A 23,354-nucleotide genomic window follows, 5' to 3' on the forward strand; every position below is an offset into this window, starting at 1 on the left:
TGGGTTTATTCAAAATAACTGAGGAGTTGTTTTTTACGGGAGGGGGCTACCAGGATTTCCTTGCCGCTGGCCAGTACCACGCTCCCGCCCTTACCCCTGCGGTAGCGCACCACCTCGCCCACATTCACGATGTAGCTTTTGTGCACCCGCACAAAGGGGTATTCCTGCAGGGCTTCCTCAAAGTACTTCAGGGTTTTACTCACCACAATCCGTCGTTTTTCCAGGTGGATTTCGGTATAGTTGTCGTCCGCCTTGCAATAGTGAATATCCGAGACGTCCAGCACCTCGAACCCATCCTGCTGGGGCAGGGTAATCTTGCCTTCTACCCGTTGTACCCCCTTCAGTACCCGGTCGTGCAGGCGGTCTTCCTTGCCCTTGATTTCCCGCACATACTCTACGGCGGCTACCAGGGCGTCAATGGAAATGGGCTTCATCAGGTAGTAAGCCGCATGGCTGTTCAGGGCCTCCATGGCGTATTGCTGGTAGGCCGTTACAAAGATGGTCTCGAAGGCCCGGTCCGGGAGTTGTTCCAGCAGGTCGAAGGCATTGCCAAAGGGCATTTCCACATCCAGGAAAACCAGGTCCGGCTGTTGCTCGCGGATCACGGCCACTCCCTGGGTCACATCGGCAGCCTCCCCTTTTACTGCTACTTCCGGGCAGTATTTCTCCAGGTAATTCCGGAGGATTTCCCGGCTTTGGGCCTCGTCGTCAATCAGTACTGCGCGTAATTCCATAGGCTATTTCTTTCTCAGGATAAGCACCACCCGGGTCCCGCTGCCGTCCGGTTTCCCATCATAGACCGAAACGGTAATGCGGTCGCCGTACATGCGGTTGAGGATCTCGATCCGCCTGCGGATATTGCCCATCCCTTTGGATTTCTGTTTTTTCTGGTTTTTAGTCTTCAGGGCCGCGGAGCGTTTTCGCCCCACCCCGTCGTCCGTAATACTGACCTGCAGCACCCCTTGCGAAAGGGGCTTCACCTCCAGTTCCAGCAAACCCTTTTCTGCCTTATACCGCAGTCCGTGCCAAACGGCATTCTCCAGGTAGGGTTGCAGGAGCATGGGCGGGATGGTAAAAGTATCCGGGTCTACTTCCGGGTCTACGGCAATACGGTAGTCGAATTTATCCGGGAAGCGGGTATGCTCCAGCTTCAGGTAAAGCTCCAGCAGTTCCAGCTCTTCGCTTAAGGGGATAAAGTCCTTTTCGGAATTTTCCAGGACGGTGCGCATCAGCAGGGAAAAATCGCTCAGGTAGCGGTTGGCGCTGCGTTCGTCGTTTCGCGCTATGTAATGGTTTACCGAATTCAGGGCGTTAAAGATAAAATGCGGGTTCATCTGGGTGCGCAACCCCTTCAGGGCCAACAGGTGGTTGGCCAGTTCCTTTTGCCGGTTGCTGCGGTAGTAGAAAAAGGCCGCCAGCCCGGTAAGCAGGATCCCGAAAACCAGGGAATAGATAATGAATTTCTGCCGTTTGTTGATCTCGCGGGTCAGGCGTTGTTCGGCCAGGGCCAGGTCGTATTTGCTCTGGCTTAACTGCCGTTCCTGCTCCAGGGAACTGATGCGGTTCTGCCGGCTGCTAAGCTCGCGGGTAAAGCGGGCGGCCCGGGCCAGTTCCTGTTCCTTGCGGATGTAGAGGGTATCTACCAGGGCCACGTATTGCTGGTAAAAATCCAGGGCTTTTTCAAAGTCGCCCCGGTTGCGGTAAAGCTCGGAAAGCTTCCGGGTGGCATCCTTTTGCACCACCAGGTCGCCCTGGGTGTTGGCCTCCTTCATGCTTTCGGAGAGGAAGGGGATGGCTTCTTCGTACCGGGCCTGGGCAATGTAGGCACGCCCGATCTTATAATTCAGGCCCTGGGTGGTAATGGAGTCGGAGTCGCCCTGCAACTGCTCTACGGGCAGGTCCAGCGCTTTGAGCTTTTCCAGGCTTTCCTTCCGCAGGGCAATTTCCTCGGGGTAGCGGCTGCGCTTGCTGTAGAAATCCGCCACCTTCTCGCTTTCCTGTACGGCCCGTACCGGGTTCTGGCTGGCGGCTTCCCTCAGGGAGTTATCGTAGTAGGCCTCGGCTTCCAGGGTGCGATCTGCAGCATCATAGGCATCGGCAATCTTGGAATTCAAATCCGGGACCTTGGGGGCAATCTGGTTCTTTTCGGCAATGGCCAGGGCCTGCTGGTAATAGGATACGGCCGGGGCCGTCTTACCCTGCCCGCGGTAGGCATCGCCCAGGGTTTCGTAGAGCTCCAGCCGCTGATAGGGCACCAGGCCGGTACGGCCCACCTCCCGCTCCAGCAGGGTTATGGCCTGGTCGTGGGCCCCGCTCAACACATAGGCTTTACCCAGCAATAAAAGGGTCTGGAAGGTTTCAAAAGTATCCAGGGCTTCCCGGTAGTTGGAGATAGCCAGGTCGTACTGGCGGTGGTACTGGTATACCTCGCCCAGGGTAGTCAGGGAGCGGGCCAGTTCCCTGCGGCTGCTGCGATCGCCCAGGATTTCGATGGATTGGGTAATAAAGTCCAGGCTTTTCCGGATGTCCGTCCGTTTATAGTAATTGGCCGAATCGAGCAGCTGCCGGTGCCGCTGGGACCACCCGGGTTGGTTCTTGCTGCTGCTAAAGGCTTCCGGTTCAGGATCCCCCTGCACCACGATCTTGATATCGTCCCGGCTGCGGATGCGGTAACGCACGGTCTGGATGTCGGGCCCGCGGACAATCAGCACATCCCCCTCGGCCGCGCGAATGCGGAATTCCCCCAGGGCATCGGTGCGCACTACCGGACCCCGGTCCGTACCCACCTCAATTCCGGGGATGGGGGTTTCTGAGGCCTCGGACACCACCCGCCCCTTCAGGTCGAATTCTTCCCGCATAACCGGGTCCTGCGCCCACAGGCTGCAACCGAGCATCAGGAAGGGTAACAGAAGGAGGTATCTCAGGGGCATGCCAGCGGGTTTACTTCCGATAAACATAGTCCATTTCCCTCATATTAAAAAACGCCCTGCCGCCCGAAACGGCCATTTTCCGGGCTATTCTGACGGGTTGGCTAACAGAGGGGGGCGGCAGGCTAATCCATCAGGGCCGTTGCCTCATTCCGGGTTTTTTTTCGCTAGAGCCCACCTTAAGTTGGCGGTATAATCTAAAAAAAACGCTATGATACGATCCCTCACCCTGGCCCTGATGCTGACCCTTGGGGGGCAGGTCCTCTTCCCTGCAACCGCCCCGCATGCAGAGGCACCCGAATCCAGTAAGATCCAGATTGCCCTGTTGCTGGATACCAGCAACTCCATGGATGGCCTGATCAACCAGGCCAAGGCCACGCTCTGGGATCTGGTCAATGAATTCACCTACGTCCGCTGCGGCACGGATCGGACCCCCCGCCTGGAAATTGCCCTCTATGAATACGGCAATGACAACCTGAGCGCTGGCGAAGGCTACATCCGGCAGGTACTGCCCTTCAGCAACGACCTGGATGAGGTCTCGGCCAAATTGTTTTCCCTCCAGACCCGGGGCGGGGAAGAGTATTGCGGGCAGGTCATCGGGACCGCCATGCAGCAATTGCAATGGAGCCGGAAGGCCGAAGACCTGAAAATGGTCTTCATTGCCGGAAACGAACCTTTTAACCAGGGCCGCACCCCCTATCCGTCGGTCCTGGAACAGGCCCGGGAACGGGACGTGGTGGTCAATACCATTTTTTGCGGGGACTACCAGCTGGGTATCCGCACCCTCTGGGCGGACGGGGCCCATCTGGGGGGCGGGCAATACACCGCCATAGACCACAACCAGGCTATCGTACACGTCCCTACCCCTTACGACGAAGTCATTATCCGCCTCAACCGGGGCTTGAACCAAACCTATATCGGGTATGGGAGCCGGGGCGCCGAAAAGAAGCGCGCCCAGGCCGTACAGGACGTGAATGCCATGGAAATGGAGGAAGGGGTCATGGTGGCACGTGCGGTAAGCAAGAGCTCCGGTTATTATCAGAACAGCAGCTGGGACCTGGTGGATGCCTATGCCCAGGAAAAGGTAGACCTGGAACGCCTGGAAGCCGACCAGCTCCCGGATTCGCTCCGGCACCTGCAGCCCAAAGCCCTGAAGGCCCTGCTGGAAAAACAATTGTCGCAGCGCCAGCAAATCCAGGAGGCCATCCGCCAGGCCAATGCCGACCGGGAGGCCTTCCTGAAGGCCCAGGGCGGGGAAAAATCCCCTACCCTGCAGCAAGCCTTACTGGAGGCGGTAAAAAAACAGGCCGGGGCCAAGAATTTTCATTGGATCCGATAAAACAAAGCTGGATGGTGTCGTTGGAGAGAAGTCCGGGTTGCGGGGAACCGCAGGCCGGGCTTTTCATTTAAAAGTTTTCCTTTAATAGTTGGCAGCCGGGCAGAAGCAGTCGTAGCGGTTTTCCCGGGTCGGGCCAAAATCGTACCCCAGGGTGATCTGGTGGAAACCGCCATTATCCAGGCGTATATCCCCGGACTGGTAGGAGTAGTTATAGGAGAACATAAAACGGTTCACGTTCACCCCGATAATGGGGGTAAACAATTGTAGGCGTTGCTCCCCGAACTCACCCCCGGTTAGGTACTGGGCCCCGTCAAAACTCCGGCGGTAGGAAAGCCCGCCCCAAAGGGTCCCGAAACCGGTGTCCTTATAGACCTTGGCGTTTACGTCTATGGTCTTCTCCCGTGTAAACTCCGTCATCTGCAACAGCACCGAGGGTTCCAGGCGAAGGCTGCTTTTTCCGAAAATGTAGCCTACCGAGAAAAGGTAGCGCCTCAGGTTGTCGATCACAGGTACGTTATTAGGGTCTGCCCGCCCGATGCGGTACAGTTCCCTGCGGCTTTCCAGCAAGTTCAGGATGGTAGCATGGGCATAGAATTCCATATAGGAATAGGACATCCCCAGGTCCACATTGAAATAGGTGGCGCTAATGCGCGAACCGGTAACGGCAGGGTCGGGGACCACGGAACGGAATTCGGTCTCGTCCAGGCTGCTCTGCAGAATAGTCGGGCTTAGCCCGAAACTGAGCTGGTTCAGGATACGGATATCGTCCCCGAAGGGCAGGTGGTGGGCATAGGTAAACTTCATGCCGGTCTGGGCATGGTAGCCATTGGCGTCATTGAAGAGGATCACCCCAAGCCCGCTGCGGGTCTGGGGTATGCGGTAGTGCGCATTGAGGGTCTGCATATTGGGAGCCTCCTCCACGCTAAACCACTGCTTGCGGGCCGTGAGCCGGATCTTGCCGCCCTCCCCGATGCCCGCCATGGACGGGTGCACCAGGTAATAGTTGTCCGACAGGTAGTCGAAATACACCGGGATGCCCTCCTGGGCGGCCCCGAAAAACGGGAGCCAGACAAGCAGGTAAAGGAAATTCGGGAATCGCTTCATGCGGCAGGTGTGGGGCGGTATCGTTATGGGCCTAAATATAGTGTATAACGGGAGAACCCCTATATTATTATCCCTGTGCATCCACCTAAAATGCCGTATTTTTGTACAGCAAAACCCATGCTATGAGCGAATACGTGATCACCGTCAAGACAACGAATAACCCGGCCATCCTGAAGTTCGAGGCCAACCAGCCCCTGGTGCACCAGGGCAATTATGAATACGGCAACATCGACGAGGCCAAGGATTCACCCCTGGCCCGGCAGCTCTTTTACCTGCCTTTCATCAAAACGGTATACATCTCCGGCAACTTCATTGCCATGGAGCGCTTTGACATTGTGCAGTGGGAAGACGTTAAGGATGCCGTGGCCCAGCAACTGGTGGAATACCTCAATGCCGGAGAGCCTGTGGTGAATGAACCCGAAAAGCCCTCGCGCCTGCCCGTAACCGTCTATGCGGAGGTCACGCCCAACCCGGGGGTGATGAAGTTTGTAGCCAACAAGAAGCTGGTTCCCGGGGTTTTTGAATTCAAGGACATCGACCAGGCCGCCCCCTCCCCCCTGGCCCGTAAACTCTTTGAATTTCCCTTTGTAAAGGAGGTATTTATGGACCTGAACTATATCTCGGTAACCAAATACGAGGTGGCGGAGTGGGATGCGGTTAGCATGGAACTCCGGGAGTTTATCCGGGAATACCTGGCCCAGGGCGGGGAGGTAATCTCCGAGGCGGCCTTACAGGAAACAGCCCATGCGGCCCAGGCAGGGCCCGCGGAAGACCCGAATCTGGACGAAACCTCGCGCGAGATTGTGGGGATTCTGGAAGAGTATGTGAAACCCGCCGTAGCCAGCGACGGGGGCAATATCGTTTTCCAATCCTACGAACCGGAAACCCGGCGCGTTCACGTGGTGCTGCAGGGTGCCTGCAGCGGGTGCCCCTCTTCTACCTTCACCCTGAAAAACGGCATACAGAGCATGCTGCAGAACATGATGGGCGACAAGGTATCCGAAGTGGTGGCCATTAATGGGTAATGCCCCCGAAGCGCTTGTGATTTAACCCCGGATTTCGTAACTTAATGCTGAACCATTAACATCTATGCAATATGGCAGTATTAAAAGTTATTGAAGTCCTGGCCAATTCAGACAAGAGCTGGGAAGATGCCGCGCAAAAGGCGCTGGCACAAGCCTCCAGATCCGTAGAACACATCCGCAGTGTCTACATCAACGAACAAAGCGCCACGGTAAAAGACGGCAAGATCGATCAGTACCGGGTGAACGTTAAGATCACTTTCGAAGTGAAATAACGCCCCTTGTTCCCAATATCGGAAGCGCCCCGTCGGGGGCGCTTTTTTTACCCCCCAACAGAACCCTCCTATGGAACCCCACACCCCCAATGCCCTGATCCGGGAAAGCAGCCCCTATCTGCTGCAACATGCCTACAACCCGGTACAATGGCTCCCCTGGAATGAGGAAACCCTGGCAAAGGCTCGGGCCGAAAACAAACCCCTGCTGATCAGTATAGGCTATGCCGCCTGCCACTGGTGCCATGTCATGGAACGGGAGTGCTTTGAAGAAAACGAAGTAGCCGAGGTCATGAACGCCCATTTTATCCCGGTGAAGGTAGACCGGGAAGAACGGCCGGATGTGGACCAGATCTACATGGATGCCCTGCAGATTATGACGGGTTCCGGGGGCTGGCCCCTGAACGTGGTGGCCCTGCCGGATGGAAGGCCCTTCTGGGGCGCTACTTACCTGCCCCGGGAGCAGTGGATCAGCGCCCTGGTGCAGTTGCATCGCCTGTTCCGGGACCAGCCTGAGAAGGTGGTGGGCTATGCCGCAGACCTTACGGATGCCGTACACAAGATCAATGTGCCCCTCCCGGACCCGGGTGCGCAACTGCCAAACACGGATGTCCTGGCACAATGGATTGAGGGGTGGAAAGGCCGGTTTGATCCCGAATATGGAGGATCTCGCGGCGCCCCGAAATTTATGATGCCCGTAACCCTGCGCTGCCTGCTCCACTGGGACCACCTGCATCCGGACCCGGCGGTGGAAGCCCACCTGAGGCGTTCCCTCACCCGGATGGCCCGGGGCGGTCTGTACGACCAGTTGGGTGGCGGGTTTTCCCGCTATTCGGTGGATGCCCGCTGGCATGTACCCCACTTCGAGAAAATGCTATACGATAACGCCCAACTTATGACGCTCTACAGCGAGGCCTACGCCCGCTACGGCGATCCCTATTACCGGGAGGTGGTGGCCGGCACCCTGGAATTTGTACAGGCCTCCCTCAAGGCGCCGGAAGGCGGATATTACGCCTCCCTGGATGCGGACAGCGAAGACCCGGAGGGTCGCCTGACTGAAGGGGCCTTCTACCGGTGGCGCTTAGACGAATTACAGGAAGTGCTGGGCGGGGATTATGCCCTCTTTGAGCGGGTCTTCCACCTGGGGGCCGAGGGGCACTGGGAAGACGGATATTACGTGCTGATGCGCACCGGGGCCGACGCAGAAAGCCTGGGAATGGATTCCGATGTCTTTCAAACCTGGCTGGAGCGCTGCCGCAAAGTCCTGCTGGCCCGGAGGGAAGAGCGACCGGCACCCCGACTGGACCACAAGGTACTGCTCTCCTGGAACGGGCTGCTGCTGAGCGGCCTTTGTGATACATGGCGCTATGGCCAATTGGAAGGCGCACGTACCGCAGCCCTGGAGCTGGGGACTTTCCTGAGCGGGCAAATGGACACCGAGGGCCGCCTGCCCCACGGCGTGTCTGAAGGCCACCCGAAGGGCAACGGATTTCTGGAAGATTACGCCGCGGTTGCCGAAGGCTTTATCCGGCTTTTCGGGATTACCGGAAACCCACATTGGATGGAGCGGGCCAGGAACCTGGCTGCCTATGTGGAAACCCACTTCAGCGAATCCGGACAGGCCCTTTTCTATTTCAATTCCGGGCAGGACGCCCCCCTGATCCGGCGCACCCTGGAGGTAGCAGACAATGTGATTCCCGCCTCCAACTCCATTATGGCAGAAAACCTCTTTGTGCTGGGGCACTTCTACGGAAATGCCGGGCAGATCCGACGGGCGGCAGAAATGCTTGCAGCCATCGGGCCGTCTATGGAGCGATACAGCGGGCAACACGCCAACTGGCTGCGGCTGGCCCTGAAACGGGAAGCCCCCTTCCGGGAACTGGCTATTTGCGGCCCTGAAGCCTTAGGCTGGGTGGCGGAAATCGGGTTGCAGTACCTCCCCCAGGTATTTCTGGCCGGGTGCGAAGAAGCCTCTGACCTACCCCTGTTCCGGGAGCGGTACCGCCCCGGAAAAACCCGGGCCTACCTCTGCCAGGGTGGGGCCTGCCAGCAACCTGAAACTACCCTTGAAGGGGCCATCCAGGCCGTATCTTAACGATTTTTAACCCGCTATTTTTGGGCTTTGTATGTAATTTTGTTATCGTTTAAAAAACCATACACTTTTATGTTCGACCAGTTTAAAGCACAAATAGACGAATCCCAAAATTACGTGGACGATTTCCTGGATTGGTTCTGGGCCTTTCTGCCCCACCTGATTACCGCCGCCATTATCCTGGTGGTGGGGCTGTGGCTGATCCGCATCATCAACAAATGGGTGCACCGCTTTTTCCAGAAAAAGGATTATGACGAAGCCCTGGAAACCTTCCTGCAAAGCTTTATCCGCATAGGCCTGAAACTGCTCCTCTTTGTGCTGGTCATCACCCAATTGGGCGTAAAATCCTCTTCCCTGGTAGCCATGGTGGGTGCGGCCGGCCTGGCCGTGGGCCTGGCCCTGCAGGGTTCCCTCTCCAATTTTGCAGGCGGGGTGCTGATCCTGATTTTCAAACCGTTCCGGGTGGGCGATTTTATTTCCGCCCAGGGTATTGACGGCACCGTTAAGGAAATTTCCATCTTCACCACCAAGCTCAACACCTTTGGCAATCAGGTGGCCATCCTGCCCAACGGGAAACTCTCCAATGAAAACATCGTAAACTACAATGCCGAGCAAACCCGGCGCGATAAGATTGACGTGGGCATTGGTTACAGCTCCGATATCCGCAAAGCCAAGGAAATCCTGCTGGAGATCTGCAGCGAAGACGCACGAATCCTGACAGAACCCGCCCCTGAGGTCTACGTAGGTAATCTGGCCGATAGTGCCGTAGAACTGAGCCTGCGATTCTGGGCGAAAAATGAAGATTTCTGGGGGGCGCATTTCCAGGTACTCGAAACGCTGAAAGCGCGCTTTGATGCCGCAGGCATTGAGATTCCCTTTCCGCAGCGGCAGATCCACATGGCCCAACCCGCCGGGAAATAATTGCCCATGTCCTTGAAATGTAGTATCTTATAGGTTAAAATGAAGCAGATGAAAAGAGGAATTCTACCCCTGGCCCTACTCATGTGTGCCTGGGCGGGGGCACAATACAACGGCAACAAGGAGATGCGCCACCACGGCATGCTCCACATTGTGGAATACGAACTCCCGGTAAACGGCAGTCCGTACGTAGATGAGGTCTATAAAAAAGGGACCATTACCATTGACAACGCCAAGGGCACCCTGGAGGAGGAAAAACTGATGCGCTTTAACGCCTTTACCGGAGACATGGAATACATGGCCGACGGCAAGTCCAGGTCCCTGCTGAGAAGGGAAAACATCCATGTAGTGCTGGATGGCCTCCATTACGAGGTGCACCCGTACCGCATGAAGGACGAAGTCTTCCGCGCCTTCTTTAACCCGCTTAACCCCGGGGAAAAGGTAGTGCTGTACCAGCGGCCGCTAAAGCATTTTCGCAAACCCAAAATGCCGGAGCACGGCTATGAAGATGCCCGGGACCCGGAGTACTTTGATGCCTCTACCTATTACCTGCGCATAGACGGGGCCCCCATGGTAGAAGTTAAACTGACCAAAAGGGATTTACTGGATCACCTGGAAGCCCACAGGGGGGAATTGGTAACCTATATTCGGGAGAACGACCTGAACCTGCGCAAGCTGGCTGATGCCGTAGCCCTGGTCCGGTACTTCAATACCCTGGAAGCCCTGCCTTAATTTTTCCGTACCCCGGGAATAAAGTCCTTGAGGTAAAAGGGCTCAAAGTAGGCCACATCCTCAAACGCCCCGGCCCTAAACCGCTCATAGGCCATAGGCCCCATAAAGCGGGCATCCGGTAATATGTCCGGGTGCCGAACAAAAACGGGATCCGGCAGGACTTCCGCGGTTTTGGCGGCCCCGCTGCCCAGCAGGTGGATGGCAGGTTGGTCCCGGTACTGGGCAAACGAATCTGCCGACAACACCTCTGCCCGGGTTTCCCGCAAGGGTTGACCGTCCGCATTGAAGATGGCGCTGTATACCTCCATGCGGCGCGCATCCAGCATGGGAACCAAGATCCCCTCTTTAACCTCCAGCCCCCGGGCCATAATTTCCAGGGTGGAGAGGGCAATCAGGGGGATGTCCTGAGCAAAACAGAGGCCCTTGGCTGCCGAAACCCCAATGCGCAACCCGGTATAAGAACCCGGGCCTTTCCCTACGGCCACTGCATCCAGCCCTTCCGGGCCCAGGCCCGCTTCGGCCAAAACGGCCGCAATAAAGCTGTGTAACTCCTCCCCGTGGGTATACGCATCGGTGCGGTCTTCCCTCAGGGCGATCAATGCCTCCCCCTGGAAAAGGGCCACCGAACAGTTCGTGGATGCGGTTTCAATATTGAGGATGCAGGCCATGGCGCAAAGATAAAAAACCCGCCTTGGCAATGCACAGGCGGGTTTGTTCTTTTACGGGGTAAACCCCGGCCTAGTTTATAGAAATGGGCAGTCCGAAGTAGAATTCCAACACTTTGATCCGGAAAATGTAGGCGTATTTGGAGCGGATCACCTCGGCCTGGGCACTGTCCAGCCGCGCCTGGGCCTGTCCGAAGTCGAAGGCATTCATCAGCCCTACCTCGTAGCGCTCTTTGGCATAGTCGTAGGCGGTACGCCGGGCTTCAAGGGTTTTCTGGGCAGACTCATACGTAGTGGCGGCATTGGATACGTCCGCATAAACCGTATTGATGGTAGATTCCAGAGCGAGTTTGTCCTGTTCCAGCTGGATCTCGGCCTTTTTAACATCGATCTGCCGGCGCTTTACATTATTGCGGGTGGCAAAGCCATTAAAGATGGGGATGTTCACCTGGGCCCCGTAGGAGATCCCGTCGTTAAGCCACAGCTGGTCCGCAAAACTAACCTCACCCCCGGTAAGCGGGTCGCGGGTCTGGTCGGAGTACCGGGTGTTGTAGTTAAAGAAGGCCCCCAACGTAGGGAAGTAAGCCCCCTTGGCAATCTGCAGGTCTTTCTGGGCCAGATCCACCCCGGTTTCGGAGAGTTTGATGTCGTTGCGGAAGCCTACCGCCTTGTCGAAAATGACCTTAGGGCTGTATTGCAGGATATCCGAAGCAGGGATGTCGTAATCCACGGTCACCACATCAAAATTGTCATAATCGGTAATCTGCAACAGCTGGGCCAGGGAAATACGCGAGAGCATCACCTGGTTGCGGGCATTGACAATTTGCTGCTCCTGCCCGGCCGCCGTGGCCTGCACCTCCAACAGGTCGCCCCGGGGCAGTACGCCGGCTTCCACCTGTTGCTCGGTCCGTTGCAGATCCTGCTGGGTAACCAGGTACTGGGCCTCCAGGGCCTTCAGGGTCTCCTTATTGGAAAGGATCTGTAAAAAGGCCGTGGCCACATTGATGCGGATATCGTCCTTCAGGTTGTCGATGCGGTACTGGTTGGCCAGCACATTAATACGGGCACGTTGTATGCGGTACACATTGCGCAACCCGTCAAAGAGGTTCATGGTGGAGGTAGCGTTCCCCGTGGCCGTGATAATGGTAGTCGTTACCGGGGCATTGGTGGTGGGGTCGAAGGTCAGACCCGTGTTACCGCCGGTACGCAACTGGGCATTCAGGTCCGGGAGCAGCGCATTGACCGCATCGGACTCGTCCAGCAAAATGCTCTCAAAGTCCAGTTCCATTTGCTGGATGGTCAGGTTGTTCTCCACGGCGTAGGCCACACATTCCTCCAGGGTCCATTGGCGTACCTGGGCCCCCAGGGAGGCTATGGCCAGCAGGTTTACAGCAAGTAGTATTCGAAATTTCATGATGCGTTTTTTGATGAATTCAAGTCGTTTTGGCTGGTCTTGGTTTTTGCCTTCTTAGCTTTCGGCTTCGTCTTCATTTTCGGTACCGCGCTTGATCGGCTCGGTCTTGTTCCAAACCTTTACGTTGTCTTCCATGGAGAGGCCGGAAAGGATCTCTACGTTTACGCCGTCTGAAATACCGATTTCGATCTCACGACGTTCGAACTTCTGATCGCCGGTGGACACTTCCACATAGGGTTTGTCGGTTTCCTTATCGAATTGGAGCAGGGCTTCGGGGATCACCATTACGCTGTCCCGCTTCTCCAGGGTCAGGGAGGCGTTGGCGCTGTAGCCGGCGCGGATCATTACGGTATCGCTTACCTGCACGTCTCCTTCAATTTTAAACTGTACGGCTCCGGCTTCCTCGATCCCCTTGGGCGCAATAAAGCGGAGGGTCGCATCGAATTTCTGGTCTTCCAGGGCACCCAGGCTAATTTCCAGGGGCATGCCGATGCGTAGTTTTCCAACCTCGCCCTCGTCTACCTGGCCTTCAAAGATCATCTTATTCAGGTCGGCAATGGTGGCAATGGTAGTCCCGTCGTTAAAGTTGTTGGACTGGATTACCTGGTCGCCTTCTTCTACCGGAATCTCCAGGATGGTCCCGTTTACCGTGGCGCGAATGTTGGTGTTGGCGCTGGAAGAGCCCCCGGCCGAACCTTTCAGGATAATCTGGTAATCTGCACGGGAGTTATCCAGTTCTTGCCGGGCCTGGTCGTACCGGAGTTGTTGGTTGTTGAACTCCTGGTCGGAGATCACCCCCCGGTCGTGCAGGGTCTTGTTCCGGTCGAATTCCATCTGGGCATTGTTCAGGGCAATTTCGGCATTTCGCACCCGGCCGCGGGCCTGGTTCAGGGCCTGTTCGTTGGGTACTACCTTGATCACGGCAATCAGGTCGCCGGCGCGGACGTCGTCCCCTTCCTTCATATAAATCTTGTCGATAATCCCTGAAATCTGTGGCTTGATTTCCACTTCATCCTCGGGGACCACTTTTCCGGTAGCCACCGTTTTCTGCTCGATATTCGAGGTAAAGGGGGTCTGGGTTTCGTAGGTAACGGCGGATTTGCTGTTGGTCTTGATGAAATAGGTAGCGGCCCACAGGGCTCCGATCACCAGGATTCCGATTAATCCGTATTTGACAAACTTGTTCATCGCAGTAGTTGGTATTAGTAGTTTCTTTTACGTTCTTATTCTTCGCGCAACGCGTCTATGGGTTTAATGCTTACCGCCCGCTGGGCCGGAATCATCCCGATCAGGGTCCCCAGGACAACCATTACCAGCAGGGCGCCCACCACCAGAGGGATGGGGACCGTGGGGTTGGTATAGGGGAAATCTGTGGTATCCGCCGTCAGGCGGTTGATGATGCTGAGTACGCCGGCTCCTAATACAATTCCGATAACCCCGGCAATCATGGTCAGGAAGACGGATTCCAGGATGATCAGGGTACGTACCTCCCCCGGGGTAGCCCCAAGGGCACGACGGATACCGAGTTCCTTGGTCCGTTCTTTTACCGAAATCAAAAGGATGTTCCCGATGCCGATCACCCCGGCCAGGATGGTGGCCAGCCCCACAATGAGGGACAGGAAGGTAATCCCCTGGGCAAAGCCCATGATGCGGCCAAAAATCTGGCCCAGGTTAAAGGAGCCAATGGCGCGTTCGTCGTCCGGGTGCACCCGGTGAATACTTTTCAGCACCCGTTTTACATCCTGCTCCACCTGTACCACATCTGCATCGTCGTAGGCGGCAATGGTAAAGAACTGGGCAGAATCCCCGGTATTGTACAGTTTTTTAAAGGTGTTGAAAGGAATGAAAATATCCCCATCCGAACCAAAGGGGGTGGTTTGGGAGAATTTATGCACCCCGATCACCTGAAAGTATACGTTGTCGATCCGGACGTAAGACCCCACGGGCTCCTCGTCCTTCTCGAAGAGTTCCTGCTGTACGCGCTCGCCAATCACACAGACCTTGCGGGCACCTTCCATATCTTCCTCGTTAATGAAGCGGCCGCCCTTATAGATCTTCTGGGTGGCCATCTTGGCAATTTCCGGGTAATACCCATACACGGGGTAAGATCCGGATTTCAGGCCCCGTATCCCCTGGGCTGCGGCCCCGCCAAAGACCCCCTTGGTGTTGATGGGGGCAATGTATTGGATATCCGGGATGCGGTTGCGCAGGGTTTCGGCGTCGCCCACCTTCAGGGGGACCGCCCGCCCGATCTTGTACCCCCCATAGGGAATGCTGGTGCGGTTGGTCCAGGCCCAGAGGCTGTTTTTGGCCACGGTTTCGAAGTTGCGCTCAAAACCATTGTCCAGCCCCTTAGCGGCCCCGGCCAGGGCAATGTAGATAAAGATGCCCCAGAGCACCCCGATTACCGTGATAATGGTACGGGTCTTATTCTTTCCGATGGAACCGAAAATCTCCTGCCAGGTATTTTTGTCGAATAGCAATCGCATCTTACTCGTCTCTTAGGGCTACAATGGGTTTAATCCGTGCCGCCCGCCGTGCTGGCACATATCCCGCAATGCCGCCAAACACGATCAGGACCACGGTGGCAAACACGGCCACCCCGGTGCTGATGTAGGGGTTGGTGATAAAATAATCCTCCGAAAGGTTGTCGCCCAAAGAGCGCAACAGGCCAATCCCGATAAGCATGCCGGTAAAGCCGGAAATGGTGGTAATAAATACGGACTCCAGCAATATGGTGCTGATCACGTTGCGCGGAGTGGCGCCAATAGCTTTGCGGATCCCGATCTCCTTGGTCCGCTCCTTCACCACGTATACCATAATGTTACTAATCCCGATAATACCGGCAATAATGGTCCCGAAGGCCACTACGGTAACGATGAGTTGGAGGGCACCCGCAAAATCCTGGTTCTGTTTGAGCTGGTCCGTTACGTTGCGGATAAACAGGGCATTGCGGTCCTCCGGGTTAATGAATTTCTTGTCCTTGAAGAAGCGTTCCAGGTTGCGCTCCAGGGCCATGGCCCCGGTATACCCCAGCTGGGGTTTAAACTGCACCACAATCTGCTGCACCTTGTCCGTGTTCTTTTCAATAAGCTGGCGGGTGGTATAGGGAATATAGATCTGCCGCTCCTCGTTGTCGCCGCCTTCGTCCTGAAACACCCCAATAACCTTAAAGACGCTGCCCCCTAGGTCGATGAATTCCCCGATGGCATTCCCAGAGCCGAAAAGATCGATTTCCACCAGGCGGCCAATGACGGCATTACGGGTTTTCTCCTCGATATCGCGCTGGTTCAGGTAGCGCCCCTTCATCATAATGGTCTTCTCGGCAAACTGTTGCCCCCAGTCTACCCCGATGGTGGTGTAGTTGTTGGACTCCTGCTTGTATTTCACCAGGGCCGAGCGGCGGATGATGGGCGAAACGTGTTCCACGAACATGTCAAAATCCTTTTCGATGTCCTCCAGGTCCGAGTTTTCAAATTCGATGGTGCGGTTGGACTTATATCCCTTGTACGGCATGGAGGTGCGCCCCGGGAAGAGGTAGAGCACGTTGGTGGCATCCTGGGAAAAGAACTTGTCGAAGGTATTGATGAGCCCGTTGCCCATCCCGTAAAGGGTAATAAAAATCAGGATCCCCAGGGACACGGTAAAGCCCGAAAGGAAGGTCCGGAGCTTGTTTTTCCGGAGGGTGGTAAAGATTTCCCGCCAAGTATCCCTACTGAACATATTCGGAAGCTCTTACCTGCTTAATTTTCTTGTCTTCCACAATCACCCCGTCCCGCAGGTGGATGATGCGTTTGCACATATGGGCAATATCTTCCTCGTGGGTGACCACCAGGATGGTGTTCCCCCTGTCGTTGATCTGCTGGATCAGATCCATCACTTCATAGGAGGTGGTACTGTCCAGGGCCCCGGTAGGTTCGTCCGCCAGCAACACCTTGGGTTCTGCCGCCATGGCGCGGGCAATGGCCACCCGTTGCTTCTGCCCCCCGGAGAGTTCGCTGGGCAGGTGGTGGGCCCACTCCTTCAGGCCAACCTGGTCCAGGTATTTCAGGGCTTTGGCCTCCCGCTCCTTCCGGCTCACCTTCTGGTAATACAGGGGCAGGGCCACATTTTCCATGGCCGTTTTATAGTTGATCAGGTTAAAGGACTGAAAGACAAACCCCAGAAATTTGTTGCGGTAACGGGCTGCCTTGGTCTCACTCAGGTTCTCGATCCTTACCCCGTCCAGGATATACTGCCCGCTGTCTGCCTCGTCCAGCATGCCCAGGATATTCAGCAGGGTGGATTTCCCGGAACCGGAGGAACCCATAATGGCCACCAGTTCCCCTTCTTCCGCCTTAAAATTGATCCCTTTGAGCACATGCAGGGAGTTGCTCCCCATCTTGTAGGACTTGTGCAAATCTTTGATTTCAATCATGGTTGGTCTTTTCTGTTGGGCCGAACACCTGGTTAGACCGCGAAATTGCGCTTTTGTTACAGGGCCCGGTCTAAATTTTATGTTAAAGCTTAACGACCCGCTTCCGAGGGTACCAGTGCATTCCAGACCTTGATGGCCTCCCCTTCCTGCACCCCGGCCTTTACCTCCACGTAGATGCCGTCCGAGATCCCGAGTTCCAGGTCCCGGCGCTCAAATTGCTGGGGGGCCGTTTCCACTTCTACAAAGGGCTGTTTGGTATCCGCGTCGAACTGTACCAGGGCTTCTTTCAGGGCCAGGACGCTGTCCGCCCGCCCCAGGATGATGGAAGCATTGGCGGACAGCCCGGCGCGGATAAACACACTGTCTTGCTTTTTCAGGGTCCCTTTGATCTCGAACTGTATGGCCCCGTTCTCTTCATTGCCCTTGGGGGCGATGTAATCCAGTACGGCATCGAAGACCTGGTCTTCAATAGCCCCCACGGTAATCTCCAGGGGAAGGTCCTCGCGGATCTTACCCACTTCGGACTCGTCTACCTTCCCTTCAAAAATCATCTTGTCGATGTCCGCAATGGCGGCAATGGTGGTGCCTTCGTTAAAGGTGTTGGCTTCGATCACCTGGTTGCCCACTTCCACAGGCACCTCCAGGACCATCCCGCTCACGGTGGCGCGGATCATGGTATTGGCCGCACTGCTCAGGCCGCTGGTAGTCCCGGTACGCACAATGTCGTACCGTTTGTTGGCAGCCGAATACGCCTGCCGCGCCTGGTCGTGGCTTACCTGGGCCCGTTCCAGGTCTACCTGGGAAATCACCCCTTTGCGGAACAGGTTTTGCTGGCGCTCCAGATTGCGGCGCTGGTCGTCCAGGGTAATCTGGGTATCGGCAATAGCGTTCTTGGCGTCGTTCAGGGCACTCAGGTTGGGAACCACCTTGAGTTTGGCCAGCAGGTCGCCGGCCTGGACAAAATCGCCCCCTTCCACGTAGATCTCCTCGATCACCCCGGAAATGTTGGGCTTAATCAGGACTTCCTCCAGGGGGAGGATGCTGCCCGTAGCCACAGTTTTACGAACAATATTCTGGCGCGTGGGGGTCTCGGTCTGGTAGACCACCGGGTCTTCTGCGTTCTTTTGGTACAGGTAGTACATGGACCCGCCAAAGGTGATCAGGATGATGGCCAGGATCAGGATGGTTACGGATTTTTTCATGGCAGTACGTCAGTTTGTAACTTGTTTTTTTTAACAGATAAATTTTTATTCGGTACGCAAGGCGTCTATCGGTTTAACGCGGATGGCACTCTGGGCGGGGATAAAGCCCGCCAGCAGGCCGGAAACCACCAGGATACCCAGGGCGCCCGAAACTACGGCCAGGCTCACGCTGGGGCTGGTAAACATATCCACAGGGCCGCTGGCATCCAGCAGGGCATTCACCCCATAGATAAACAGGGCGCCCATGGCAATGCCGGCCATCCCGGAAATAATGGTCAGGAAAAGGGATTCCATGAGCACCTGCTTGCGGATGCTCCAGGGTTGTTCCCCTAAAGCGCGGCGGATACCGATTTCCTTGGTGCGTTCCTTCACCACAATCAGCATGATATTGCTCACGCCGATAATGCCGGAAAGCAGCACCAGAATGCCGACGAAATAGGCGATAAACCGCATGGCGCCAAAGAGGCTCTCCACCCGGTTATACTGTTCGTACAGGTCAAAATACCCGATGGCCCGCTGGTCGTCCGGGTGCACCTTATGCTTGTCTTTCAGGGTGGAGACAATCCGCTCCTTCAGGGAGGTGATGGAGGTCCCGTCCTTAGCCGTTATGGCCATCCACCCCACATTGTCCGCCCGGTTAAAGGCCTGAGAAAAGGAGGTGAAGGGGACAAAAATCTGCTTCTGCCCTTCTTCCCCATCGCCCCCGTTGGATTTCTTCTTGTAGGTGCCCACCACCATAAAGTTGACTCCCTGCACCTTGATGTAGGTCCCCAGCACGGCTTCCCCGGCATCGTAGAGTTCGCTTACCACCCCTTCGCCGATTACCGCTACTTTGCGCTTCTCGCGGATGTCGTTGTGGTTGATAAAGCGGCCACCGGTAATCCCCATGGGGTCCTGGTTTATGATCTCCGGGTAGTCCCCGTAAATATTGTAGGCCCCGGTCTTGATGCCGCGCACCACATTGTTGCCGCCCCGAAAGCCACCCAGCTGGTTGCGGGGGGAGATAAACCGGAGCTGGGGGTACTGGGAGGCCAACAATTCCCGGTCCGCTACCTTAAAACTGAAATCCCGGTCCTTGGGCAGGCCCTTATAGGCCTTGGTGGTACGGCGGGTCCAGATAAACATGGTGTTGGTGGCAATGTCGCCAAAGTCTGCCTTAATGCCATTCTCCAGGCCCTTCCCTGCCGCCAGCAGGATTATCAGGATCAGGATGCCCCAAAAAACCCCGAAGGCCGTCAGGACGGTTCGGAACCAGTTTGCGGTGAGCACCTCGATAATTTCTTTCCAGCGGTCCTTGTTAAACATAGCGCAGCAGCTTTATTCGTCCCTCAGGGCATTGATGACCCGGATGTTCGCAGCCCGCCATGCGGGAAAAAAGCCGGCTACCGTGCCAGCCAGAATCAGGACGCCTACCGTAGTCAGGGCCACATTCAGGTTCACCGATGGGTTCATGATGTAATCTACCTCTACATGGGGCCCTACCAGTTCCAGCAGGCCCATACTGAAGATCAGGCCGGCAAATCCCGAAAAGGCCGTAACAAAGATGGCTTCGTGAAGGATCATCCCCACAATGGACCAGGGCTTGGCCCCCAGGGCCTTGCGGATACCGATTTCCCGGGTGCGTTCCTTGACCACAATCAGCATGATATTGCTTACCCCCACTACCCCGGCAATGATGGTACACACCCCTACAAACCAGAAAAAGAGCTTGATGTTATTGGTCAGGCTGTAATACCGCTTGGCCTCTTCCATGGCGCTCCATACCTGGATGGCGCTTGTGTCGTCCGGGGCCACCGTATGCACCTGCTGCAGATACTGCCGCAACTGGTCTTTAAAGGCAATGGCCTGGGCCACAGCCTGGTCGAAGGTTTCGGCCGGCGGCAGGGTGTAGGCCAGGTTATTGAGGCGGTCGCCCCCGTTAAAGACTTTCTGAGCAGTCTTTAATGGAATATACAGTCGCTCTTCCTCCCGGTCTTCCTGTTCTTTATACACCCCGATCACCTTAAAGGGGATACCGGAGAATTCCACAAATTCCCCTATGGGGGTATCCAAATCGCCAAAGACATCCTTTCTAATCTTCTCGCCGATCACCACCACCTTAGCCGTTTGTTGGTGGTCCGCAGCGTTGAGGAAGCGGCCCTGGGTCATATGGGCGTTCTCGATAAACTGGAAATCCGCATCCACGCCCTGTACGCCGTACACCAGGGCTTCGTTCCCATAGGTTACGGATACCCCGCCCACAAAAATGCGGGGGCTTTCATATTCGATGCGATCGCGGTTGCCCTGGCTCCAGTGGTCAAAATTCTCGTTGCGTAACTGTATGCGGCGCCCGGGGTTCAGGCCCTTGAATTCCTTGGTTGTGGTGCCGGGCCAGACCCAGACGGAAGTGGAGGCGTCCTGTTCAAACTCGTGGGCAATCCCGTTGCGCATACCTTGCCCGAACCCCAGCAGGATTACCAGGATAAAGATACCGGAGGCCACAGAGAGCCCGGTAAGAAAGGTGCGCAGTTTGTTCTTTCGAAGGGTATCGAAGATTTCCTGCCAACGTTCCAGGTCGAACATGGGTTGGTCTATTGATTGATGAACAGCCAGACGGCTTACCTAGTAGACGGCCCGGGGCAGGAATTGTTACAGTAAAGCGGCAGAAAAATCCCAGGAGATCAGGATTTTAATTTGCGGTAGACCAGGAAAATGATGGCCCCCACCAGGACGTAGGGAATCGCCATCAGGTAAATGATGCCGTTGTTGATGCCTTCGGCTACCCCGTTGTCTCCCCCGCTTTCCAGTACGGCACGGCACATGGCACATTGGCCGTAAATGGCCGGGGCGGCCAGGAGCAATAGCAGAAAAAAGACGGCTTTCTTCATCTTCAATACGGATAATACGGGGCAATCATCAGGTATACCACCACCCCGGTTACGGCTACGTACAGCCAGATGGGAAAGGTAACCCGGGCCAGTTTCCGGTGTCCTTTAAAATCCCCCAGGTAGGCCTTGGCATAGGTACGCAGCACCAATGGGATTACGGCAATGGACAACAGGATGTGGCTGATCAAAATGGCGTAATACAGGATGCGCACCGCACCCGTGCCCCCAAAGGGCGTAGACTCCGAGGTCATGTGGTAGGCTACGTACATCACCAGAAACAACAGGGAGAGGACAATGCAGGTTACCATCAGCTTCTGGTGGGTGGCCCGCTTGCCCTGGCGGATGGCCCAGAGGGCAGCCAGCAGCAGTACGGCCGTAAGGGCATTGATGCCGGCGTAGATGGGCGGCAGGAAGCCCAGGGGTTCCGCCCCGGGGATTTTAATGCCAAAGAGGATGGCCACCACCACGGGGATCGCGATGGAAACAATCCAGATCCAACGGTTAAATTGACGCTCTTTTTGGGTAGTTTCAGGGCTCATAGGGTTCTTCCAGTAATTTTTCAATATCGGCTTTCAGCAGGCTGATTTGTTCGGTTTCGCCTGCCGCATTGGCCCCCTGGGCCTGGGTAATGGTGCCCCGGTAGTACACAATGGGGTTCCCGTATTCGTCCTTGCGGGAGCGGATATAGCCGTTTTTGTCGATCAGGGCAAAAAGCCCGGAATGCTCAAAGCCACCCGGCACATCCGGCATCTCGGCGGCAAAAATGTTGTATCCGGCATTGGCCAGCTCGTAAATACTGTCCCGCTCCCCGGTGAGCAGGTGCCAGTCCATATCCGTAATGCCATACCGCTCCGCATAGGCCTTAAGCACGCCTGGGGTATCGTAGCGGGGGTTGATCGTAAAGGAGGCCACCCCAAAGTCTTCTTTGTCTGCAAAGGTCTCCTGCAGATCCAGGAGGTTCTGGGTCATTACCGGGCAAATGGTGGGGCAGGTGGTAAAGAAGAACTCCGCCACATAGACCTTTCCGCGGTAATCGGCATCGGTAATAAGCAGGCTGTCCTGGTTCAGCAAGGCAAAGGAAGGGGCCTTCCGGCGCTCGCCATTCAGGGTAATGTACTCCAGGGGGCCTGCCTCCGTACTGATCCGGTCGTGTTGCACCACTGCCCCTGCCTGGAATCGCTCCAGGATTTCAGGTACGAAGATGATCCCGAAAACCAGGATAACGGCTCCGATCCAGATGTAGTGGTATTTTCCTTGCTTTGCCATAGGTATGCTTCAGGCGGGCCTTAGCGGGTCTCCGACTGGTTCTTTTTCAGTGCCAGGCGGTATTCGGCCAGGATGATTTTGACATCGTCCTTCATCTTGTTATTCAGGTCTGCCACCGAGGTGGCGTCGAACCCGTATTTCAACCCTTCGTCTTCGTCCTGGGAGCGCCCGCGCAGGTTCGCATCCTTGTCCACGATAAATACGTAAGGCGTGGCCCCGGATTGATCCAATTCCAGGTCTGTTCCCAGGGAGGCAAAAAAAGCCCGGATTTCCGGCAGCTCTCCGTAAACGAATTCCCAGCCCCTAAGGTCCGTAAACCCACCCAGTTCCTTTTTCAGTTCCGCAACCTGGGCTTCTGCCCCCTTGCGGACCACCATCAGTACCTGGAAGTCCCGAAATTCGTAAAAGGGTTTATAGATCTTCTGGTTCAGGTTAAAGGCATGGCCCTTCTTGGTATCTACCTCCGAACCCAGAAAGCCAAGGATGGTGATGCGTCCCTGCAATTCCCCTCCGCCTTCAAAGGCTTCCAGGGTGCCGACCGGACCCGATAAAACGGGCAGGCGGCCAAAATTGGTTACCCCGGAGGCAAAAAACAAATACACCACCAGGGGCAATACAAACAGAACAATAAGGACCAGAGTCTTTTTCATAGCCTATAGGGGTACAAAAATAAAAAAAGACGGCCGTAGGACCGTCTTGTAATGGGGTTAAATTTCCGTTAGAAATTCCAGCTGATGTAGGCGTCCTTCCAAACGTTATAGATATAATCCGCCTCAAAGAGCAGGATAAAAACCAGATAGCTCACCAGGAAAATCGGGGTCCATACAATAGCCCTGCGCAGGGAGGCCTTCTCGTCCCGCAGGTGCATGAAATCCCAGGCAATATAATAGGCCTTCACCAGGGTCAGGATGATAAAGATCCAGTTCAGGATTTTCATCCCGATAAAGGTATTGTGGGTCAGGATAGCCGGCTTGGTGATCCCCAATGCCACTTCTATCGCCGTAACGATGGACAGGAACACCAGTACCCCCCAGATCTTTTGGGTGTTGGACTTGAATTTGAGCAGGCCTCTGAAAATCTCGAGTTTATGATCGTGTGCCATGAATCTGTACTGTTA

23 protein-coding genes are annotated in these 23,354 nt (G+C 55.8%); 6 read left to right on the forward strand and 17 right to left on the reverse strand.

Annotated elements, in window-relative coordinates; all coding sequences use genetic code 11:
- Positions 1-5: 5 nt before the first annotated feature.
- Together OZ410_RS01530 and OZ410_RS01535 are read right to left on the reverse strand one after the other, a co-directional pair.
- Positions 6-734: a LytR/AlgR family response regulator transcription factor gene (locus OZ410_RS01530; RefSeq protein ID WP_277706146.1), complete on the reverse strand. Its 729-nt coding sequence runs from the start codon at positions 732-734 to the stop codon at positions 6-8.
- A gap of 3 nt (positions 735-737) precedes the next feature.
- Entirely contained in the window at positions 738-2,930 is a 2,193-nt protein-coding gene (locus OZ410_RS01535) for a tetratricopeptide repeat protein (RefSeq protein ID WP_277706147.1), read from the reverse strand.
- Positions 2,931-3,138: 208 nt separating this feature from the next.
- Between OZ410_RS01535 and OZ410_RS01540 the strand changes: the two genes are divergently transcribed.
- Positions 3,139-4,266: a vWA domain-containing protein gene (locus tag OZ410_RS01540; RefSeq protein WP_277706148.1), complete on the forward strand. Its 1,128-nt coding sequence runs from the start codon at positions 3,139-3,141 to the stop codon at positions 4,264-4,266.
- 81 nt (positions 4,267-4,347) lie between these two features.
- Here OZ410_RS01540 and OZ410_RS01545 read toward each other — a convergent pair whose 3' ends face one another.
- A complete protein-coding gene (locus OZ410_RS01545) occupies positions 4,348-5,370 on the reverse strand; it encodes a PorP/SprF family type IX secretion system membrane protein (RefSeq protein ID WP_277706149.1) in 1,023 nt (340 codons plus the stop codon).
- A gap of 122 nt (positions 5,371-5,492) precedes the next feature.
- Here OZ410_RS01545 and OZ410_RS01550 point away from each other — a divergent pair, with 122 nt between their 5' ends.
- The 5 genes from OZ410_RS01550 to OZ410_RS01570 all read left to right on the forward strand — a co-directional run bounded on the left by OZ410_RS01550 (position 5,493) and on the right by OZ410_RS01570 (position 10,406).
- Entirely contained in the window at positions 5,493-6,395 is a 903-nt protein-coding gene (locus OZ410_RS01550; protein ID WP_277706150.1) for a NifU family protein, read from the forward strand.
- Positions 6,396-6,466: 71 nt separating this feature from the next.
- A complete protein-coding gene (locus tag OZ410_RS01555) occupies positions 6,467-6,667 on the forward strand; it encodes a dodecin family protein (protein WP_088340497.1) in 201 nt (66 codons plus the stop codon).
- Between the two features lie 70 nt (positions 6,668-6,737).
- Positions 6,738-8,759 (forward strand): thioredoxin domain-containing protein, encoded by a 2,022-nt coding sequence (locus OZ410_RS01560; RefSeq protein WP_277706151.1) that lies wholly within the window; start codon positions 6,738-6,740, stop codon positions 8,757-8,759.
- Between the two features lie 69 nt (positions 8,760-8,828).
- On the forward strand, positions 8,829-9,677 hold the full coding sequence (locus OZ410_RS01565; protein WP_277706152.1) for a mechanosensitive ion channel family protein: 849 nt from the start codon (positions 8,829-8,831) through the stop codon (positions 9,675-9,677).
- Positions 9,678-9,725: 48 nt separating this feature from the next.
- Positions 9,726-10,406, forward strand: a complete 681-nt coding sequence (locus OZ410_RS01570; protein ID WP_277706153.1) for a hypothetical protein — start codon at positions 9,726-9,728, stop codon at positions 10,404-10,406.
- On the opposite strand, the gene tsaB is transcribed toward OZ410_RS01570, so the two are convergent.
- The 14 genes from tsaB to OZ410_RS01640 form a co-directional block, all read right to left on the reverse strand.
- Positions 10,403-11,074 (reverse strand): tRNA (adenosine(37)-N6)-threonylcarbamoyltransferase complex dimerization subunit type 1 TsaB, encoded by a 672-nt coding sequence (tsaB, locus tag OZ410_RS01575; protein WP_277706154.1) that lies wholly within the window; start codon positions 11,072-11,074, stop codon positions 10,403-10,405. The two genes, OZ410_RS01570 and tsaB, sit on opposite strands and share 4 nt — an antisense overlap.
- A gap of 70 nt (positions 11,075-11,144) precedes the next feature.
- Entirely contained in the window at positions 11,145-12,485 is a 1,341-nt protein-coding gene (locus OZ410_RS01580; protein ID WP_277706155.1) for a TolC family protein, read from the reverse strand.
- Positions 12,486-12,539: 54 nt separating this feature from the next.
- The gene (locus OZ410_RS01585; protein WP_277706156.1) at positions 12,540-13,673 is read right to left on the reverse strand and encodes an efflux RND transporter periplasmic adaptor subunit; all 1,134 of its coding nucleotides are present in this window, start codon (positions 13,671-13,673) and stop codon (positions 12,540-12,542) included.
- Between the two features lie 35 nt (positions 13,674-13,708).
- Positions 13,709-14,974: an ABC transporter permease gene (locus OZ410_RS01590; protein WP_277706157.1), complete on the reverse strand. Its 1,266-nt coding sequence runs from the start codon at positions 14,972-14,974 to the stop codon at positions 13,709-13,711.
- A 1-nt stretch (position 14,975) separates the two neighbouring features.
- On the reverse strand, positions 14,976-16,208 hold the full coding sequence (locus OZ410_RS01595; protein ID WP_277706158.1) for an ABC transporter permease: 1,233 nt from the start codon (positions 16,206-16,208) through the stop codon (positions 14,976-14,978).
- A complete protein-coding gene (locus OZ410_RS01600) occupies positions 16,198-16,902 on the reverse strand; it encodes an ABC transporter ATP-binding protein (RefSeq protein WP_277706159.1) in 705 nt (234 codons plus the stop codon). The genes OZ410_RS01595 and OZ410_RS01600 overlap by 11 nt, the downstream gene beginning before the upstream one ends.
- An 89-nt stretch (positions 16,903-16,991) precedes the next feature.
- Complete coding sequence (locus OZ410_RS01605; RefSeq protein WP_277706160.1) at positions 16,992-18,104, reverse strand: efflux RND transporter periplasmic adaptor subunit; 1,113 nt, start codon at positions 18,102-18,104, stop codon at positions 16,992-16,994.
- A 45-nt stretch (positions 18,105-18,149) separates the two neighbouring features.
- Complete coding sequence (locus OZ410_RS01610; protein WP_277706161.1) at positions 18,150-19,409, reverse strand: ABC transporter permease; 1,260 nt, start codon at positions 19,407-19,409, stop codon at positions 18,150-18,152.
- Between the two features lie 12 nt (positions 19,410-19,421).
- Entirely contained in the window at positions 19,422-20,666 is a 1,245-nt protein-coding gene (locus OZ410_RS01615) for an ABC transporter permease (RefSeq protein ID WP_277706162.1), read from the reverse strand.
- 98 nt (positions 20,667-20,764) lie between these two features.
- Positions 20,765-20,971 carry a hypothetical protein gene (locus tag OZ410_RS01620; RefSeq protein ID WP_277706163.1) on the reverse strand — a complete coding sequence of 69 codons (207 nt, stop codon included), beginning with the start codon at positions 20,969-20,971 and terminating at the stop codon, positions 20,765-20,767.
- A gap of 2 nt (positions 20,972-20,973) precedes the next feature.
- Positions 20,974-21,510 carry a DUF420 domain-containing protein gene (locus OZ410_RS01625; protein ID WP_277706164.1) on the reverse strand — a complete coding sequence of 179 codons (537 nt, stop codon included), beginning with the start codon at positions 21,508-21,510 and terminating at the stop codon, positions 20,974-20,976.
- Positions 21,500-22,237, reverse strand: coding sequence for an SCO family protein (locus tag OZ410_RS01630; RefSeq protein WP_277706165.1), 738 nt, complete (start codon positions 22,235-22,237; stop codon positions 21,500-21,502). The genes OZ410_RS01625 and OZ410_RS01630 overlap by 11 nt, the downstream gene beginning before the upstream one ends.
- 20 nt (positions 22,238-22,257) lie before the next feature.
- Positions 22,258-22,887, reverse strand: coding sequence for a hypothetical protein (locus OZ410_RS01635; protein ID WP_277706166.1), 630 nt, complete (start codon positions 22,885-22,887; stop codon positions 22,258-22,260).
- Between the two features lie 68 nt (positions 22,888-22,955).
- Positions 22,956-23,339, reverse strand: coding sequence for a cytochrome C oxidase subunit IV family protein (locus OZ410_RS01640; protein ID WP_277706167.1), 384 nt, complete (start codon positions 23,337-23,339; stop codon positions 22,956-22,958).
- Between the last annotated feature and the right edge of the window lie 15 nt (positions 23,340-23,354).

The organism is Robiginitalea aestuariiviva (genome assembly GCF_029537735.1).
Lineage (GTDB): Bacteria > Bacteroidota > Bacteroidia > Flavobacteriales > Flavobacteriaceae > Robiginitalea > Robiginitalea aestuariiviva.